The organism is Bordetella flabilis (assembly GCF_001676725.1).
GTDB classification, from domain to species: Bacteria; Pseudomonadota; Gammaproteobacteria; order Burkholderiales; family Burkholderiaceae_B; genus Bordetella_C; species Bordetella_C flabilis.
In genome coordinates this window covers 3,549,180-3,567,771 of sequence record NZ_CP016172.1, presented here as the reverse complement: position 1 = coordinate 3,567,771, position 18,592 = coordinate 3,549,180, and the positions used below count along the sequence as shown (strand labels likewise).

Genomic DNA, 18,592 nt, shown 5'->3' with positions numbered 1-18,592 from the left:
CCGCCCTCGCCAAGGGCGGTCCGTGCCTTTACAATATGTTTCATGTCTAGATCGACGCCGCGTCGTGCCGTCCGGGCCTGGTCCAGGGCGGCTTTCTTCTGCCTGCTGTTTGGGTGGGGGATGAGCGGCGCCCTCGAGCTGGACAGCAACCGGCTGGAACAGGTCGCGTCCAGCCGCTACGGCGCCCGGGGCGCCAAGGCGGTGGAGGCGTGGCTGCGCCTGCTGCGGGATGACGCCTCGCTGTCGGAACAGGACAAGCTGGCCAGCGTCAACGCCTTCTGGAACCAGCATGTCATGCAGGCCGAGGACCAGGCCATCTGGGGCCAGGCCGATTACTGGGAGACGCCGCTGGAGGCGCTGGGCAAGGGCGCCGGCGACTGCGAGGACTTCGTCATCGGCAAGTATTTCTCGCTCATCAAGCTGGGCGTCCCCACCAGCAAGCTGCGTTTCGTCTATGTGCGCGCCCGCATCGGCGGCCCGGAAAGCAGCGAGCAGATCGCGCACATGGTCCTGGGCTACTATCCGACACCGAATGCCGTGCCGCTCGTCCTGGACAGTCTGGTCTCCAATATCCTGCCCGCGACGCAGCGCCGGGACCTGACGCCCGTTTTCAGTTTCAACGCCGACGGCGTATATGTCGACGGCAAACATGCCGCCCCGGCCGACCGTATCGGCCGCTGGCGCAACCTGCTCCAGCGCATGGAGCGCGAAGGTGTGCGGCAATAGGCCTGCCAGGAACCGAACATGTCCATACTCCGACAACTTCTACTCAGCATCACCATCGCCATCGCGCTTATCCTGCTCGGTACGCTGGCCCTGAGCGTGAACGCGGCCAGGGACTACCTGGCGGGGCAGTTGCAGGTGCAAAGCAGCGATGCCGCGGTGTCGCTGGCGCTTTCCTTGTCTCAGCCCAGCAATAGCGACCGCATCACGCAGGAGCTCCTGGTCTCGGCCCTGTACGACGGTGGGCATTTTTCCCTGGTCAGGCTGTCCGATCCCCAGGGCAAGGTCATTATCGAGCGCAGCGCGGAAGGCAATTCCGTGGCAGTACCGTCCTGGTTCCAGCGCCTGGTGCCCCTGTCGGCGAAATCGGCCACCCACGTGGTGACCGACGGCTGGCGCCAGCTCGGCGAGGTGACCCTGACCGCCACGGACACCTATGCCTGGGAAACCCTGTGGCACAGCAGCCTGAAAATGATCCTGCTTATCGTGGCGGCAGGCGTGTGCTGGGCCATCTTCGCGTTTGTCCTGGTGCGCTGGATCGAGAAGCGCCTGCTGGCCGAAGTGGGCGAGCAGATGCGCGCGATCGGGCGCGGACAGTTCGGCCAGACGCTCAGGCCGCGCGTGCCGGAACTGTCGGGCATTACCGACGCCCTGAACCAGACACGCGACCAGTTGCGCGCGACCTCGGAAGAACAGTCGGCGCGGATCGAGTCCTTGCAGATCGAAGTGAACCAGGACGCCATTACGGGCCTGGCCAACCGCAAGTACTTCATCAACGAGTTCCTGCGCGAACTGGAAGCCGGCGAGCGGCCGGCCGATGCGGGAGAAGGGGGCGGCCACGTCGTGGTCTTCCGCCAGCGCGACCTGGCGGCAATCAACCGGCACATGCCGCGCGAGTTCGTGGATCAATGGCTCTCAGGGCTGGGCCGGCGCGTTGCCGCGCTGCTGGAGCAGCTGCAACTGAACCACGTGCTGATCGGCCGCCTGAACGGATCGGACTTCGCCCTGCTCTTGCCGGGCTGCACGGCGCCCAACGCCATGCTGGTGGCCGAGCGGTTGCGCAACGAGCTGCGCGAGGCGCGCATCCCGGTGGGCGAGGGCGGCTTGTGCCGGTGGGCGCTGGCCATGACGGACTATGCCCGCGGCGACAGGGTGGGCGAGCTGCTGGGCCGGCTCGACTACGCGCTGATGCGTGGCGAGAGCGCGGGCGACGATCACGTGCAACTGGCCACCGACGAGCACCATGGCTTGTCCGCGCATGGCGAGTCGGCATGGCGGCGCGCCATCACGGCCGGCATCGAGCGGCAACGCTTCACCCTGGCGCTGGAGCCGCTGCGCGCGCTCGACGGACGGGTGATCCGGCAGGAAGCCACGCTGATGCTGCATAGCGAAGAGGCGTCCGAACCCATCCCCGCCAAGCTGTTCTTCCCCGCCGCCACGCGGCTGGACCTGACCGCCGAATGCGATATCCAGGCGGTGCGCCTGGCCGTCAGTTGGCTGATGATGAACGAGGGCGACCTGACCGTGCGGATCGCGATGCCATCGCTGTCGCATCCCAACTTCCTGCTGCAGGTGGAACGGATGCTGGCGGAACGCAAGGTCCTGGCCGCGCGGCTGTATCTGGAGGTCGACGCGCATGCGGTGGTGGAACGCCAGCAGGCCGTGGCGGAGCTCTGCCGGATCGCGCAGTCCTGCGGCGCACGCGTGGGCGTGCGGCGGCTGGCGCAGCAGTTCAGTGCCGTGAGCCTGCTGCACAGCTTGCGGCTGGCCTACGTCAAGCTCGGTGGCGGCTTTGTGGGCGGCATGTCGCAAAGCCTGGGCAGCCAGCAACTGGCCCTGTCCGTACTGGAGACGGCGCGGTCGCTGAAGATCGAGGTATACGCCGAAGATGTGCCGGACGACGCCACGCGCGCGATCCTGGCCAGGCTGGGCATCACGGTCATGCGGGGCCCCGGGATCCTGGCGGGGTCAGTCCCCTAGCGTGGCAATGACCGGCGCGTGGTCGGACGGCTGTCCGCCGCCGCGCGGCTCCTTGTCGATTTCGCAGGCCTTGCAGTCGCCGGCCAGCGAGTTGGACAGCAGGATGTGGTCGATGCGCAGCCCGGCGTTGCGGCGGAAGGCGAGCTGCCGGTAATCCCACCAGCTGAAGGTCTTGGGCGGCTGCTCGAAAAGCCGGAACGCGTCGGCCAGGCCTAGCTCGACCAGGGAGAAGAAGGCATTGCGTTCGGGTTCGGACACGTGGACCTGTCCTTCCCATTTCTCCGGGTTGTGGACGTCGGCGTCGGTGGGCGCCACGTTGTAGTCGCCCAGCACTGCCAGGCGCGGGTGCAGGTCCAGCTCGCCCTTCAGCCATTCCCGCAGCGCGGCGTACCAGCGCAGTTTGTATTCGTACTTGTCGCTGCCGACGGCCTGTCCATTGGGGCAGTAGACGCAGATGACCCGGATATCGCCTCCCGGCGCGGGGATCGTCCACGCGAGCGCGCGCTGTTGCGGATCTTCCAGGCCTGGAATATTGCGCACGCTGTCGCGCCCCGCTTGGCGCGCCAGTATCGCCACGCCGTTATAGGTTTTCTGGCCTGCCCACACGGCGTGATAGCCCGACTGGGCAAACGCCTCATGCGGGAATTTATCGTCGGCCAGCTTCAACTCCTGCAGGCACAGCACATCGACGGGATGGGCAGCCAGCCAGTCGAGGACGTGTTGCAGGCGGATGTTCAGCGAGTTGATATTCCAGGTGGCGAGTTTCATGGGTTCCGCTAGGCGTTGGGCGGGAGCCGGATGGACGAGGCCTTGCCGGGCACCAGGGCCGCCACCACGACGCGCGTCGCTTCTGCAATCAGCGCGTCGCTGGGCTTGCCGGTCTTCGATGGTTGCGTAGAGTACACCGCCAGCACGATGGGTGGCCGTGCCGGCGGCCACAGGACGGCAATATCGTTGGCCGTGCCATAGGAGCCGGTCCCGGTCTTGTCGCCGACCTGCCAGCCATCCGGTACCCCCGCGCGGATGCGGCGGTCTCCGGTGGTGTTGCCGACCAGCCATTCCTTCAACTGGGCCCGCCCGGCGGCGGGGAGCGCGCCGCCCAGTACCAGCTTGTTCAGGCTGTGCGCCATATCGGACGGCGTGGCGGTGTCGCGGGGATCGCCCGGGATGGCGGTATTGAGGTCGGTTTCCCATCGGTCCAGGCGGAAGCTGCGGTTGCCGACGCCGCGCATGAAGGCGGTGAGGGCGGGCGGTCCACCGAGGAGCTTGATCAGCAGATTGCCGGCCGTGTTGTCGCTGTATTGGACGGTGGCCGCGCAAAGTTCGGCGACCGTCATGCCGGCTCCCGCATGTTTTTCCGTGATGGGTGAATAGGTGACGAGATCGGCGCGCGTATACGGGATGCGTCGCGCCAGCAGCCCCGGGTCGGCGCTGGCCCGCGCCAGTACGGCCGCGGCGGCCATGGCCTTGAACGTACTGCAGAACGGGAACCGTTCCTCGGCGCGGTGGCGGATCTCGCGGCCGTTCGCGGTGTCGATCGCGCATACGCCGAGGCGGCTCGCATACGACTTCTCCAGGGAGCCGAAGGCAGCGTGTAGCGCGCCGTCGCCGTCGCCGGCAACGGTGGCGAAGGCGCTCAGCGGCAGGCAGAAGGGCGCGGCGGCGGCGGCGCGCAGAAGCGCGCGGCGCTGTAGGGAGGCGGGCATCGTGGTGGTCTCCAGAGGTTGGGAAAAAGCAGGGCTTGATCAACGGATCGGAACTATCTTCTCTTCAGGCGCGGGGCGCAAACGAGGATAATTGCGCCGCCCCGATAGAAATTCTTATGCCTCCATGTCCATACGTCCTCACCTGCCCCTGAAGGCCCTGCGCGCCTTCGAATCCTCCGCCCGCCACTTGAGCTTCACCCGCGCGGCGCTCGAATTGAACGTCACGCAGGCGGCGGTCAGCCAGCAGGTCCGCATGCTGGAAGACCGCCTTGGCGCCGAGCTGTTCAAGCGCCTGCCGCGCGGGCTGGGCCTTACCGACGAGGGGCGCGCCTTGCTGCCGGTGCTGAGCGACGCCTTCACCCGGATCGAGCGCGTCCTGAACCAGTTCGAGGGCGGACGCTTTCATGAAGTGCTGACGGTGGGGGTGGTCGGGACCTTCGCGGTCGGGTGGCTGATGCCCCGGTTGAAGGCCTTTCGCGATACGCATCCCTTCGTCGAGCTGCGTTTGCTGACGCACAACAATCTGGTGGACCTCGCGGCGGAAGGCCTGGACTACGCGATACGGTTCGGCGAGGGCGGCTGGGCCGGCACCGACAGCGCGCTGCTGCTCGATGCACCGCTGTCGGCGCTGTGCGGGCCGGACATCGCGCGCCGCCTGCGCGTACCGGCGGATCTGTCCCGGGAGACCTTGCTTCGCTCGTACAGGACCGACGAATGGAATACCTGGTTCGCGGCGGCGGGCTTGAGCCCGTGGCCCTTGAATGGACCGGTGTTCGATTCCTCGCGCTTGATGGTGGAAGCCGCCGTGCAGGGGGCCGGCGTCGCACTGGCGCCGCCCTGCATGTTCGCCAGCGAGTTGCAGCGCGGGCTGCTGGTGCAGCCTTTCGAGACGCACATCCGCCTGGGCGGCTACTGGCTGACGTGGTTGCGGTCGCGACGCCTGTCGCCGGCCATGGAGCAGTTTCGCGCCTGGCTGCTGGCCGCGGCCGGGCAGGCGCCGATTGCATCGTCCTAGGTAAAACCCGAAGCACCGCGATTTCCCGTTGACGGGCCGACGCTCACGGTCCTACCATCATATGAATACGTAGTCATATCCGGGCGCCGTTTCAGCGGCCGGCAGGGGAGCACACAGCACATGCACGCCAGCACGTCCGCCGCGGCCTTGCCGCCGCAAGCCGCCGACATGATCGAAGGCGAATGGGAGATCCGCTGTGACATGGCGGCGATCTTCCGTGCGATGAACCGCCTGGACATGAACGAGCAGATCGCCAACCACTGCAGCATGATGCTGCCGGGCAGCGACAACCTCTTCCTGATCAACCCGCGCGGCTATCACTACAGTGAGATAACCGCCAGCCGCTTCATCGTGTGCGACCTGCAGGGCAATGTGGTGCGCGGCGACGGCGAACTGCGCAAGGTGGCTTTCCACATACACGCCCGCCTGCACCTGAAGCACCCGCAGGCCCGCTGCATCCTGCATGTACACCCGCGCTACCTCACCGCGCTGTCCTTGCTGGAGGAGGGCCGGCTGGAGCTGGTGCACCAGAACAGCGCCATGCTGTACGACCGCGTGGCCTACGACGAAATTCACAACGGCGTGGTGCTGTGGGACGAGGAAGGCGACCGCATCGCCGAGGTACTGGGCGAGCGCACCATCCTGATCATGAAGAACCATGGCGTCACCGTGGTAGGGCCCAGCGTGGCCGAGGCTTTCGACGAACTCTACATCGCCGAACGAACCTGCATGTACCAGATGACCGCCATGAATACCGGCATGAAACTCAAGCACATCGGCGACGATCTGCGCGACCGCTATAACGGGCCCTGGGGCGAGCGCTTCGACGCGCGGCTGCACCTGGATGCGTGGCGCCGCATGCTGGACAAGCAAGAGCCCGATTACGCGACCTAGCGGTTTGCTGCGGCGGCAGCGGCGCGGCAGCCCAACGAGCATATCGACCATTCAGGGGTAATGAATATGAAGCGATTATTCCCGTCCGCAGGGCTGTTCGCTGCGGCGTGCATGGCTGCATTGGCCCTGGCCGCGGCACCGGCCCAGGCGCAGAAGCGCGGGGGCGACGTGGTGGTGGCGCAGCAGGCGCAGCCGCCCAGCCTGGACGCCCAGATCACCTTTGCGCAGGCTGCCCGCAATATCAACCTGCATATCTACGAAGGCCTGTTCGCGCGCAACGACAAGGGCGAGACCATACCGGAGCTGGCGGAAAGCTATTCCGCCGCGCCGGACAGCCTGTCGTACGAGATCAAGCTGCGCAAGGGCGTGAAGTTCCACAACATGAAGGAAATGAAGGCGGCGGATGTGAAGGCGTCGCTGGAACGCTATGCCCGCTATGGGGGTAGCGCGCAGAATATGTCGCAAGTCGACCATATCGATATCGTGGACGACTACACGATCAGGATCGCCATGAAGAAGCCCTTCCAGGGTTTCATCGAATTCCTCGGTTCGCCGCGCGCGCCCGTGGCCATCTATCCCGCCGAGGAAGCCGCGAAAGCGCCGAACCAGATCAACATCATCGGTACGGGGCCCTTCCAGCTGGTGGAGTACAAGCCCGACAGTTATGTGAAGCTGAAGCGCTTCGACGCGTATTCGGCCAATCCCAACTACAAGGGCCGCGATGGGCTGGGTGGCCGCAAGACGGCCTATTTCGATACGGTGACCTTTCGCTTCATGCCGGAGGCGGGCGCGCGCGAATCCGCGCTGCAGACCGGCGAGGTGCAGGTGCTGGAAGCGATATCGCCGACGGCCGCCAAGCGCCTGAAGCGCGACAGCAACATCAAGATCTACGAGATGATGCCGTGGGCATTCCAGACCATCTTCCTGAATGCGGGCCTGCCGCCGACCGACAATCTGAAAGTGCGCCAGGCGATCCAGGCCGCGCTGGACGACGAAGAGATCATGGCGATCTCGACGGACGGCCTGTACCGCATGACGCATGGCTGGCAGCATCCGGGCACGCCGTACTTCGCCGGCGATGTCGGCAAGAGCCTGTACAACCTGCACAATATCGAACTGGCGAAGAAGCTGCTGAAGGAGTCGGGCTACAAGGGCGAGGAGCTGACCTTCATCGCCGACAACGGTTTCAAGAACCACAACGACACCGCGGTCATCGCCACCCAGCAGCTTCAGGCGATCGGCCTGAACGTCAAGCTGCGCATCGCCGACTGGCCCACCACGCTGGCCGCGCGGGAAAAGACCACGGGCTGGAACCTGTTCCCCATCATGGTGGGTATCGAGCCCTACGAAGGGCCCAACGGCGTGGCGGTGCTGTTCACCGGCGACCAGAACTGGCAGCATCACAAGGACGCCGGCCTGGAAGCCGCGATGGCCAGGCTGAACAGCGCGCCCGACCAGGCCGACCGCAAGGCCGCCTTCGCCACCATCCAGCAGATCGTGTACGAGCAGGTCTACGCCATCAAGGTCGGCGATATCGGCGTGCTGGAGGCGGCCCGCTCCAATCTGAAGAACTTCGTGCCGCACCGCATCCCGCGCATGTGGGACGTCTGGTACGAATAGGCGCGGCATGCAATCGCGCGCGGCGCGATGGCGCGCCGCGATGCCGCGCAGGGGAACGCCATGTTGATGTATTTCGCGCGCCGCCTGCTCAGTGTCATACCGGTGCTGCTGCTGGTTTCGCTGCTGACCTTGAGCCTGATCTGGCTGGTGCCGGGCGACGCGGCGGCCGAACTGGCCGGGCCCGGCGCCAGCACCCAGGAACTGGCGCGCTTGCGCACCGAACTGGGCTTGGACCAGCCCGCCTATGTGCAGGCGTACCGCTGGTACCTGAACGTGCTGCACGGCGACCTGGGCCGCTCGCTGCTGCTTAACCGCGGCGTCACCGAGGCGATCGCCGAGCGCCTGCCGGTGACCGGTTCGCTGACGCTGCTGGCGTTGCTGATGACCGTGGCGGTCGGCATGACCAGCGGCGTGCTGGCGGCGGTGCGGCGCAATACCTGGGTGGACCAGCTTGCGATGTCGCTGGCGATGCTGGGATTGTCGGTGCCGGATTTCTGGCTCGGTCTGGTGGGCATTTACCTGTTTTCGGTCCAGCTGGGATGGTTCCCCACCGGCGGCTATGTGCCGTTCATGCAGAGCCCGCTGGGCTGGTTGCACAGCCTGTTCCTGCCGGCCGCCGCGCTGGCGGCGACGCAACTGGGCCTGTTGGCGCGCATGACGCGATCCAGCATGCTCGAAGTGCTGGGCCAGGACTATATCCGCACGGCGCGCGCGAAGGGCGTGCCGCCCGGCAGCGTGGTGGGCAAGCATGCCCTGGTCAATATCGCGGTGCCCACCCTGACGGTTATCGGCGTCAACGTGGGCATCCTGATCGGCGGGGCGGTGATCATTGAATCGGTGTTCTCCATTCCGGGCGTCGGGCGTCTCGTCATCGGCGCCATCCAGCGGCGCGACCTGCCGGTGATCCAGGGCGGCCTGCTGATGATCGCCTGCGCGATGGTGATCGTGAATCTGGTCGTCGATATGCTCTATGCCGTTTTCGATCCCAGGGTGCGCTATGGCCGTTGACCTGACCGCCCCCAAGGCGGATATCGCGCCCGGACCGTGGGGACGCCTGCTGTCGTCTCGCGTGGTGGCGCGCCTGCGCGGGCATCGCCTGTTCATGACGGGACTCGTGCTGCTGTCCATCATCGTGGCGATGTCGCTGCTCGCCGGCTGGCTGGCGCCATACTCGCCGGTGGCCAACGATTATCGCTATCGCCTCGGTGCGCCCAACGCATTGCACTGGATGGGCACGGACAGCTTCGGCCGCGATGTGTTCAGCCGCATGCTGTATGGCAGCCGGGTGTCGCTGCGCATCGGCTTTTTCGTGACCGTGTTCACCGGGCTGATCGGTACCTTCATCGGCCTGTGCGCGGGCTATTTCCGCCGGCTGGAAAACCCGATCATGCGCGTGATGGATGCCTTGATGGCCTTTCCCGGCATCCTGTTGGCGATCGCGCTGTCTTCGGTCCTGGGGCCGTCCGAAATGAACGTGGTGATTGCGCTGGTGATTACCTATACCCCCCGCACGGCGCGCATCATGCGCGCCGCCGCGCTGGTCCTGAGCCAGATGGAATTCGTCCAGGCGGCCAAGGTGGCCGGGGCAGGGCACGTCCGCATCCTGCTGCGGCATATCGCGGCCAATGCGCTGGCGCCCCTCATCGTGCAAATGACCTTCATCTTCGCGATCTCGATACTGGCCGAGGCCGTGCTGAGCTTCATCGGGGTGGGCCCCCCGCCGCCGACTCCCACCTGGGGCAACATCATCGCCGACGGACGCGACTTCATCCCCGATGCGCCGTGGATCTGCCTGTTCCCCGGCCTGGTGCTGGCGATGACGGTACTGGGGCTGAACCTGATCGGCGACGGCCTGCGCGATGTGCTGGACCCGCGCGTACGGATGGAAGGGCGCTAGACCCCGGCCGCGGGGGACGTCCGGGCAACACCGCGACTGGCGCAGCGCGCCTAGAAGGAGGCGCGCCGCACCAGCTCGCCCGGCAGCACTTCGCGGGCCGGGGGCGCGTCGTAGGGTTGCTCCAGCAGATCCAGGGCTACCTCGATCATCCGGTCCAGCGGATTGCTGTAGGTGGTCAGCATATAGGGCGGCCAGCTGGCATTCGGAATGTCGTCGAAACCCACGATGGCGGGCGCGGCGGCCAGGCCGCCGGGCAGGCCGCGATAGCCGTCCAGCATGCCGATGGCGACCATGTCGTCGCCGCAGAACACCGCGTCGACGGGCGTGCTGCGCGCGTGCAGCAGGCGGGCCGCTTCATAGCCCCAGGCATGGGTGAACGCGCCTTCCAGGACCACATCGGGCGTCATGCCGCGCTCGCGGAGCGCTTTCAGGAAGGCATCGCGACGCACGACGTTGGTGGGCGAACCGGCCAGTCCGCCGATATAGGCCATGTGCCGCTTGCCCGCGGCGACGAAGCCTTCGGCGATGAGGCGGCTGCCGTGGCGGTTGTCGCAGGACACCGCGTGCACGGCTTTTTCCTCGACATAGCGGTTCACCATGACGATGGGCGTGCCGCTCTCGCGCACCTGGCGCGCGATGCGCGCGCCGATGCTGACATTGGCGATCAGCACACCCTTGACGCGGTAGCGCAGCGCCAGCGGCAGCTGGCGATCGATGTCCTGGCCGGGCGGCGAATTCAGGAGCAACACCTCCTGGCCGCGCTGCTGGATGGCGAGCGTCATTTTTTCCAACATCTGCGGCACGAACGGGTGCGTGATGTTGCTGGTCACCACGGCGACGATATTGGAGCGTCCCTTGACCAGCGAGCGGGCGGCCATATCGGGCATGTAGCCCAGCTTGCGCGCCGCTTTCTCGATCTTCTGCCGGACCTCGGCCGCGACATAGCCGCGGCCGGCGAACACGCGGGACACCGCGCTTTGCGATACGCCGGCTTCGAGCGCGACGTCCTTCTGCGTGTAGCCGTTCTTTTCGGTGCGCGAAGTACGGCGTGTCCTGGTCAGGGCGGGGGTGGGTCGCTGTGTGGACAAGAGAAGGCGTTCCGGGGATGGCGGGCCACCGCGCAGTATACCGACAGGCGTAGCGCCCCTCAGCGGCGATACGGCAGGCCGCCGCCGGCCTCGTCCCAGTGCGGGTTGCTGGAAATCAGGTCGGTCAGGAAATCGACGAAGGCGCGCACCTTGGGAGACAGGTTCTTGCTCGGCAGGTAGACGGCGGAAACCTGGGGCCCCAGGGCGACGTAGTCGGTCAGGATCGCGCGCAGCCGTCCGTCGCGCAAGGCGTCGGCGGCGATGAAGTTGCTGATCATCGCGATGCCCAGGCCGGCCGTGGCCGTTTCCAGCAGCGATTCCGCATTGTTCAGGTTCAGGCGGCCCGACACCGTCTTGCCAAAGGTCCGTCCATCCTTGACGAACTGCCACTCGCGGTAGCGGCCCGTATGCATCAGCACATAGGCCAGGCAATGATGACGGTCCAGTTCCTCGGGGCTGAGCGGTTCGCCATGGCGCGCCAGGTAATCCGGCGAGGCGCAGGCGACGAAGCGCAGGTTGCAAAGGCGCCGCGCGATCAGGCGTGCGTCGGCCAGTTCGCCGATCTGCACGGCGACGTCGATGCCCTCATAGGCCAGGTCCACCATGCGATCGCTGAGTTCCGCGTCCAGCACCAGGTCGGGATAGCGTTCGATGAATCCGCTGAGCGCCGGAACGATGACGCGGCGGCCGAAGCCGACCGGCATATGGACGCGCAGCCGCCCGTGCGGTGCGGCCCGCGATCGGTTCAGCGCGTTCTCGGCGTCTTCCACGTCGACCAGGATCTGCTGGCAGCGCTCGAAAAAGCTGGCGCCGTCGTTGGTCAGGCCGACCGACCGGGTCGTGCGGTGTAGCAGCCGCAATCCCAGTTCCTGTTCCAGGCGCGTGATGGCCTTGCTGACCGCGGATGAGGTCAGCCCGAGATGCTTGGCCGCATCGGTAAAGCTGCGGGTTTCCGCGACCTTGGCGAAGACGCGCAACGCATTGAGGTTCTCCATCGGCCCGCCCTGATTGTTGATCCGAAATCAGCAGTGAGGCGCATTCTATCGAATTGGCCGTTCCCGGGGGTGAAATTATCCGGCGAATGCATCCCGGCGCTCGCCGCTTCGCCGGGATGCCGGCGTGCGGACAGCGAAGACCGTCCGGGCATTTTATTGAATTCAGTTCATCAGTGTTTTTATTTTTCCCGGATTGATCGACATATGGAGCGCAATTAGACTCCTTGCAGCGATGAGGTTCGGCGGCCGCCAGACGGCAGGCCGGGCCGCCACGCGATAACGATGAGGAGACAACGGCATGCTGTTGGAACGGCCCGGGCTGATAGGCGGACTGCGCCTGAAGAACCGTGTGGTGATGGCGCCGATGGGCACCAACTACAGCACCACGGATGGGCTGTCCACGGAGCGCGACAAGCAGTACTACGCGGAACGGGCGCGCGGCGGCGTGGCCATGATCATGACCGAGGCCATGGTGGTGACCGAGCAGGCGCGGCCCCACAACAATTCCCTGTGCTGCTACCACGACCGCTTCATTCCCGGCCTGGCGGCCATCGTCGAGGCGATCAAGCGCCACGACTGCCACGTGTTCGGCCAGCTCAATCATCGGGGCGCGCTGCTGCGCCGCTCGGTGCTGAATATGGAACCGGTGGGCCCGTCGGCGTGGGCCAATCCCAATACCGGAGACACCGTGAGGCCGTTGGCCGTCGCGGAGATCATCGAAATCCAGAAGCTTTTCGTCGCCGCGGCGCGGCGCTTGTGGCTGGCCGGCTACGACGGCGTGGAGATCCATGCGGCCAATGGCTATCTGTTCCAGCAGTTCTTCAGCCCGCGCATCAACCGGCGCGAGGACGCCTACGGCGGTTCCATCGAGAACCGCATGCGCTTCCTGCTGGAAACCATCGCCCGCATGCGTGACGACCTGCCCGCCCTGCGGCTGGTGATACGCCTGAGCGCCAGCGAGTTCGCCGAGGGCGGGTACGGCCAGGCCGACATCATCGCGCTGGCGCAGGCGGTGGAGCGGGCGGGCGCCGACGCCATCGACCTGTCCGGGGGCAGCAACGAAAGCCCGCAGCTTTCGAAGTTCTGTATACAGCCACCCTCGTTTCCGCGAGGCTGCCTGGCGGATGTGGCCAGGCCCATCAAGCAGGCCGTCGGCATTCCCGTATTCGTGGCCGGGCGCATGGTGCAGCCGGAGGATGCCGAACGCATGCTGGCAGGCGGCAGCGCGGACTTCGTGTCCATCGGCCGCGCCTTGTACTCCGACCCGCATTGGGCCTTGAAGGCCTTCGGCAAGGTCGACGCGCCGATACGCGCCTGTATCGCCTGCAATGTCTGCTTCGAGCGCCTGACGCTCGAGAAGGACGTGGCCTGCGTGCAGAACCCGATGATGGGCACGGAGTTCGAAAGCCTGGAGTACGCCGAGCCGCAGTTGTTCGAGGCGCCGGCTGGCCGGCGTCTGCGCGTGCTGGTGCTGGGCGGCGGCGTGGCCGGCATCGAGGCCGCACGCGTGCTCAAGGGGCGCGGCCACACGGTGGAGGTCTGGGAGAAAAACACCCGGCCAGGCGGCCAGATGCCGCTGGCGACCGCATCGCCGGACAAGACCGAAGTCGAGCCGGTGTGGAGCTATCGGTGGCAGACGGTGCAGCGCATGGGCGTGGCGGTGCGCCTGGGCCTGGACGCCGATGCCGCGCGCATCCAGGCCTATGGGCCGGACTATATCGTCGTCGCCACGGGTGCCCGCCCGGCGCCGCCCCCGCTGGATGTGAGCGCCTTGGCGGCCCACGTGCGGGTGTCGCATGCCTGGGAGGTCCTGGCCGACCTGGACGCGGTGCCACACGGCGCGCGCGTCACCATCGTGGGCGGTGGGATGGTGGGTGCGGAGACCGCCGATGCGCTGCGCGTACGCGGCGTGCGCGTCACCGTGCTGGAGATGCAGGCCGGTATTGCGAGCGGCATGGCGCGCAACAACAAATTCGAGCTGGTGGAGCGCCTGGCCGCCGATGGCGTGCGGTTGATCACGCGCTGCCGCATCGTGCGGGCCGAGGGGGAAACGCTGGACGTGCAGGTAGAGGGCGAAGGGCCGCGCGACATCGCCGTGGGCGACATGCTGGTCTTCGCCACGGGGCCGCGGCCGAACGTGGATGTCATGCCGGCCGTGGCGTCGACCGGTGTCCCATATGCGCGGATCGGCGACTGCAACGCACCCGGCGATTTCCTCGCGGCCGTGCGGGATGCCTGGATGGTGGCATTGAGCGTGGACGAGCGGGCTCGCCTGGCTGACCGCGGTTGCGCGGACCGCCCGGCATGGTCATGAATAAGGACATCGAGATGAACAGGAAGAAATGCCTGTTGCGCCGGATGATGGTGCGCGCGCTGTCGCTCGGCGCCGGCCTATTGTCCCTGGCCGGTGCGCTGACGGGCGGGCCCGCACAAGCCGCCGATGCGGCCGCAGGCTTCCCGGACCGGCCGGTACGCCTGATCGTGCCGTTTCCGCCGGGCGGCGGCACCGATATCCTGGCCCGCCCGGTGGCGCAGAAGCTGGGCGAAAAGTGGGGCCAGCCGGTGATCGTCGAGAACCGCGCCGGGGCGGGCGGCAACATCGGCACGGAAGCCGCGGCGCGCGCGCCCGCGGATGGCTACACCCTGGTGCTGGGCACGGTGGGCACGCATGCCATCAACCAGAGCCTGTATAAGCACCTGCCCTATGACGCGGTCCGCGACTTCGCCGCCATCACGCTGGTCGCCAATACCCCCAATGTGTTGGTCCTCAATCCCGCCGTACCGGCACGCTCGGTGCAGGAACTGATCGCGCTGGCCAAGGCCAGGCCCGGTGCGTTGAACTACGCCTCTCCCGGCAACGGCACGCCGCCGCACCTGGCGGCGGAGATCTTCAAGAGCATGGCGGGAGTTTCCATCACGCACGTGCCGTACAAGGGCAGCGGCCCCGCCATGACCGACCTGCTGGGCGGCCAGGTACAGATGATGATCGCCAATGCGCCCGTGGTCCTGCCGTATATCAAGTCCGGCAAGCTGATCGGCCTTGCTTCCACCAGCGCGGCGCGGCCGGCGATGCTGCGCGACTTGCCCACCTTGTCGGAAGCCGGCCTCAAGGGCTACGAAGCCGATACCTGGTATGGCCTGTTCGCGCCCGCCGGCACCCCGCCCGCGGTCGTGCAGAAGCTGAATGCCGATGTGGTCGCGGTCCTGGGATCGCCGGAGATCCAGGCTTTTTTCGCGGAGCAGGGCGCCGAAGTCATCGGTGACAGCGCGGCCGACGCAAGCGCCAAGGTGCGCGCCGAGGTCGAGAAATGGCATGGCGTCATCCAGGCCATCGGCCTGAAGCTGGACTAGGAGCCGGTCCACATGCACAGGGAGCCCCGCATGAGCACGCAAGCGCAAACCGTCGACGGGACAGCCTCGTCCGCTACAGGCCTGCTGGCCCGGCAGCTGGGGGCTTTCGTGGCGGGATCGCGCCATGCGGCAATGCCGCCCGCGGTGACCGAGGCGGTAAAACTGCGCGTGCTGGATGTGCTGGCCGCTTCGTGCAGCGGCGTGCTGGCGGGCAACCACGCGCGCCTGTTGTCCTTGTTGCCGGAGCCGGGCAGCGTGGGCATCTGGGGAACGACGCAGGCGCGTTCCCTGCGCGACGCGACCATCATCAATAGCGCCGTGGCGCACTCCACGTATTTCGAGGATGGCTCCCGCTACACGGGCGGGCACCCTTCGTCGGCCGTGATTCCGGCGGCCATGGCGCTGGCCCAGGCGCGCCGGGCGTCCGGCGCCGCGTTGATCGCCGCCGTGGCCAATGGCTACGAAGTCTTCCTCAGGCTGGGGCGCGCCATCTACCCGGCGACGGTGCGGCGCGGCTTCCAGAGCACGGCGATACTGGCGGCGCCCGCCACGGCGGCGGCCGCGGCGACCTTGCTGGACTTGCCGGCCGACCGTGCCGCGCACGCCATCGCCATCGCATGCAGCCACGGCGCGGGCCTGAAGGCGGCCCTGAAGAGCGCGGACAGCCAGCCGTTGCAGGTCGGCCGTAGCTGCGAAGGCGGATTGCTGGCGGCGCTGTATGCCGAACAGGGCGCGACCGGCGCCGCCGATATCTTCGAGACGGGCTTTCTGCCCGCCTTCGCCGGCGCGGCCGATGCCGCGGCAGCCGCCCGTGACCTGGGCATGCGGTGGCACATCGATGAGACGTATTTGAAGGCCCATGGCGGATGCCGGGGCAACCACGCCCCCATCGACGCCGTGGGCGACGCGCTGCGCCGGCATGGCGCCACGCTGGAACAGATCGCCGCCATCGATGTGAAGGTCGATACCGTCACCCATGCGGCGGCGATCGAACCGCCGCGCAACGGCGACCAGGCGCAGTTTTCCATTGCCTTCTCCATCGCCGTCATGCTGGTGGCCGGCGACGCCACCCCGGCCCGTTACACCGACGCGATGCTGTCCGATGCGCGCGTGCGGGCGCTGATGGCGCGCATCTCCGTGAGCGCCGACGCCGCGCTGGATGCCGGCTATCCGGACCGGCGGCCCGCCGACGTGGCCATCATGCTGCACGACGGCCGGGTGCTGCGCCATGTGCTGGACCACGCCCGCGGCGAGCCGGAAAACCCGATGTCGAAAGACGACATCGCCGCCAAGTTCCGGGCGGTGGCCGCGCCCTTGTACGGCGCAGCTTGCGACGCCATCCGCGACGGCGTCATGGACCTGCACTCCGCGCCCTCGCTCGACGCACTGGCCGCGCTGCTGCGGCCCGCTGTTTCCGGGCATCCACCTCCAACCCGCAGCCTTGCATCCCCGAGCCGCCGACGAAATGAGCCCGCTGACAACTCCTGACTCTTCATCCTCCTTGCCCGACTACGAGGTCTACGCGATCCGCTACGCCACGCGCGAGGGGCGGCGCCAGAACTACTTCGTGGGCGGCGATCCGCACGACGCGCCCATGCCCATGGACTATTACGTCTGGCTGGTACGCGGCGACGGGCGCGAATACGTGGTGGATACCGGTTTCGGCCCCGATGTCGCGCGCAAGCGCGGGCGCACGCTGCTGCGTACGCCGGCCGAGGGACTGGCCATGCTGGGCGTTGAAGCCGCCCAGGTGCGCGACGTGATCATCACGCACCTGCATTACGACCATGTCGGCACGTTCGACAGCTTCGCGGCCGCGCGCTTTCACCTGCAGGACGCCGAAATGGCCTACGCCACCGGCCGCCACATGCGCCATCGCCAGTTCAACCACGGCTACGAGGTCGACGAGGTCACCGGGATGGTGCGCATGGTCTACAAGGACCGCGTGGTGTTCCACGCGGGCGACGCCGAGCTTGCCCCGGGCCTGAGCCTGCATCACATCGGTGGCCATACGCACGGCCTGCAGTGCGTGCGCGTGCATACCCGCCGGGGCTGGGTCGTGCTGGCCTCGGATACCAGCCACTTCTACGAGCACTTCGAAAAGCGCCGCGTGTTCACCACCGTGTTCCATGTCGGGCAGGCCGTCGAGGGCTATGCCACGCTGGAACGGCTGGCCGATAGCCCGGCGCATATCGTCCCCGGCCACGATCCGCTCGTCATGCAACGTTATCCCGCCGTGTCGCCCGAGCTGCGCGACATCGCGGTGCGGCTGGACGTGGCGCCATCGCAGCCGCGGGAGGCAGGGTCCGGAACCGGCGGCTCATAACCAGAAGCAAGGAGACAACCATGAAATCGATACGAACGCTGGCCGCCGGCATCCTGCTGGCCGCCGCCATCGCGCCGGGCGCGCATGCAGACACTTATCCGTCGCGGCCCATCCGTACGCTGGTCGCCTTTCCGGCCGGCGGCAGCGCCGACATCGTCGCCCGCATGGTCACGCAGAAGGTCAGCGAACTCTCCGGCTTCAACTTCGTGGTGGAAAACCGGCCGGGCGCGGGCGGCAACCTGGCGTTCGACGCCACGGCGACCGCGCCGGCCGACGGCTATACGCTGCTGTTCAGTACGCCGGGTATCGCCATCAATCCCAGCCTGTACCGCAAGGTCGAATACAAGCTCAGCGACTTCACGCCGATCGCGCTGGTGGGCGAGGCGCCGCTGGTGTTGATGGTGCGGCCCGATCTGCCGATTCATACGATGGCCGAACTGGTGGCGGCCAGCAAGCAGAAGCCGGACGCCATCCGCTTCGCCAGCTCCGGCAACGGCAGCTCCTCGCACCTGGCCACGGAGGTCCTGAAATCGATGTCCGGGCTGCAATACCTGCATGTGCCGTACAAGGGCGGCGGCGCCGCGATGGCCGACATGCTGGGCAAGCGCGTGGACATCACCATGCTGCCGATCTCCGAGAGCCTGCCGTATATCCGCGACAACCGCCTGCGCGCGCTGGGCCAGACCGGCGCCAAGCGATCGCCCATCGCACCCGATATCCCGACGCTGGCCGAAGCCGGGGTGCCTGGCTATGCGGTCTCGACCTGGTACATGCTGCTGGGGCCGGCCAAGCTTCCCGCGCCCATCGTCAAGACGCTGGCCGAAAAGTTCTCGCAGGCGCTGCAAGCGCCCGATCTGCAAGAGCGGCTGCGCAACGCCGGGGTCAGCATCATCAACGAAGGTCCGCAGCAGGCGCAGGCCTTCCTGAGCTCGCAGGCCAGCAGTTGGTCCAAGGCCATCGCGGCTTCCGGCACCCATATCGAGTAGCGCGGCCGCGC

General features: G+C 67.1%; 16 protein-coding genes. 12 read left to right on the top strand and 4 right to left on the bottom strand.

Annotated features, from left to right (window positions below; all coding sequences use genetic code 11):
* The first annotated feature begins 42 nt into the window (after nt 1-42).
* Together BAU07_RS15665 and BAU07_RS15660 are read left to right on the top strand one after the other, a co-directional pair.
* Nucleotides 43-726, top strand: a complete 684-nt coding sequence (locus tag BAU07_RS15665) for a transglutaminase-like cysteine peptidase (RefSeq protein WP_066659416.1) — start codon at nt 43-45, stop codon at nt 724-726.
* 18 nt (nt 727-744) lie between these two features.
* On the top strand, nt 745-2,703 hold the full coding sequence (locus tag BAU07_RS15660; RefSeq protein ID WP_066659411.1) for a bifunctional diguanylate cyclase/phosphodiesterase: 1,959 nt from the start codon (nt 745-747) through the stop codon (nt 2,701-2,703).
* Here the strand turns inward: BAU07_RS15660 and BAU07_RS15655 are convergent.
* Complete coding sequence (locus BAU07_RS15655) at nt 2,692-3,471, bottom strand: exodeoxyribonuclease III (protein WP_066659409.1); 780 nt, start codon at nt 3,469-3,471, stop codon at nt 2,692-2,694. The genes BAU07_RS15660 and BAU07_RS15655 overlap by 12 nt on opposite strands.
* A gap of 8 nt (nt 3,472-3,479) precedes the next feature.
* The gene (gene bla / locus BAU07_RS15650; protein WP_066659408.1) at nt 3,480-4,409 is read right to left on the bottom strand and encodes a class A beta-lactamase; all 930 of its coding nucleotides are present in this window, start codon (nt 4,407-4,409) and stop codon (nt 3,480-3,482) included.
* 124 nt (nt 4,410-4,533) lie between these two features.
* Here bla and BAU07_RS15645 point away from each other — a divergent pair, with 124 nt between their 5' ends.
* The 5 genes from BAU07_RS15645 to BAU07_RS15625 all read left to right on the top strand — a co-directional run bounded on the left by BAU07_RS15645 (nt 4,534) and on the right by BAU07_RS15625 (nt 9,835).
* On the top strand, nt 4,534-5,424 hold the full coding sequence (locus BAU07_RS15645; RefSeq protein WP_066659407.1) for a LysR family transcriptional regulator: 891 nt from the start codon (nt 4,534-4,536) through the stop codon (nt 5,422-5,424).
* Between the two features lie 120 nt (nt 5,425-5,544).
* Nucleotides 5,545-6,318 carry a class II aldolase/adducin family protein gene (locus tag BAU07_RS15640; protein ID WP_066659405.1) on the top strand — a complete coding sequence of 258 codons (774 nt, stop codon included), beginning with the start codon at nt 5,545-5,547 and terminating at the stop codon, nt 6,316-6,318.
* Nucleotides 6,319-6,384: 66 nt separating this feature from the next.
* Nucleotides 6,385-7,938, top strand: coding sequence for an ABC transporter substrate-binding protein (locus BAU07_RS15635; protein ID WP_066665475.1), 1,554 nt, complete (start codon nt 6,385-6,387; stop codon nt 7,936-7,938).
* A 60-nt stretch (nt 7,939-7,998) separates the two neighbouring features.
* Nucleotides 7,999-8,946: an ABC transporter permease gene (locus tag BAU07_RS15630; RefSeq protein WP_066665474.1), complete on the top strand. Its 948-nt coding sequence runs from the start codon at nt 7,999-8,001 to the stop codon at nt 8,944-8,946.
* Nucleotides 8,936-9,835: an ABC transporter permease gene (locus tag BAU07_RS15625; protein WP_066659403.1), complete on the top strand. Its 900-nt coding sequence runs from the start codon at nt 8,936-8,938 to the stop codon at nt 9,833-9,835. The genes BAU07_RS15630 and BAU07_RS15625 overlap by 11 nt, the downstream gene beginning before the upstream one ends.
* Before the next feature lie 50 nt (nt 9,836-9,885).
* Here BAU07_RS15625 and BAU07_RS15620 read toward each other — a convergent pair whose 3' ends face one another.
* A complete protein-coding gene (locus BAU07_RS15620; protein ID WP_066659401.1) occupies nt 9,886-10,923 on the bottom strand; it encodes a LacI family DNA-binding transcriptional regulator in 1,038 nt (345 codons plus the stop codon).
* 59 nt (nt 10,924-10,982) lie between these two features.
* A complete protein-coding gene (locus BAU07_RS15615) occupies nt 10,983-11,918 on the bottom strand; it encodes a LysR family transcriptional regulator (RefSeq protein WP_066659399.1) in 936 nt (311 codons plus the stop codon).
* 298 nt (nt 11,919-12,216) lie between these two features.
* Here BAU07_RS15615 and BAU07_RS15610 point away from each other — a divergent pair, with 298 nt between their 5' ends.
* From BAU07_RS15610 to BAU07_RS15590, 5 genes are read left to right on the top strand one after another with little or no spacing between them, the layout of a single operon-like run.
* Nucleotides 12,217-14,232: an NAD(P)/FAD-dependent oxidoreductase gene (locus tag BAU07_RS15610; RefSeq protein ID WP_066659397.1), complete on the top strand. Its 2,016-nt coding sequence runs from the start codon at nt 12,217-12,219 to the stop codon at nt 14,230-14,232.
* Nucleotides 14,229-15,269, top strand: a complete 1,041-nt coding sequence (locus BAU07_RS15605; RefSeq protein WP_232338140.1) for a tripartite tricarboxylate transporter substrate binding protein — start codon at nt 14,229-14,231, stop codon at nt 15,267-15,269. Before BAU07_RS15610 ends, BAU07_RS15605 begins: the two co-directional genes overlap by 4 nt.
* A 30-nt stretch (nt 15,270-15,299) precedes the next feature.
* Entirely contained in the window at nt 15,300-16,757 is a 1,458-nt protein-coding gene (locus tag BAU07_RS15600) for an MmgE/PrpD family protein (protein WP_066659395.1), read from the top strand.
* Complete coding sequence (locus tag BAU07_RS15595) at nt 16,735-17,595, top strand: N-acyl homoserine lactonase family protein (RefSeq protein WP_066659393.1); 861 nt, start codon at nt 16,735-16,737, stop codon at nt 17,593-17,595. Before BAU07_RS15600 ends, BAU07_RS15595 begins: the two co-directional genes overlap by 23 nt.
* A gap of 20 nt (nt 17,596-17,615) precedes the next feature.
* Nucleotides 17,616-18,581 (top strand): Bug family tripartite tricarboxylate transporter substrate binding protein, encoded by a 966-nt coding sequence (locus tag BAU07_RS15590; RefSeq protein ID WP_066659391.1) that lies wholly within the window; start codon nt 17,616-17,618, stop codon nt 18,579-18,581.
* Nucleotides 18,582-18,592 lie beyond the last annotated feature (11 nt).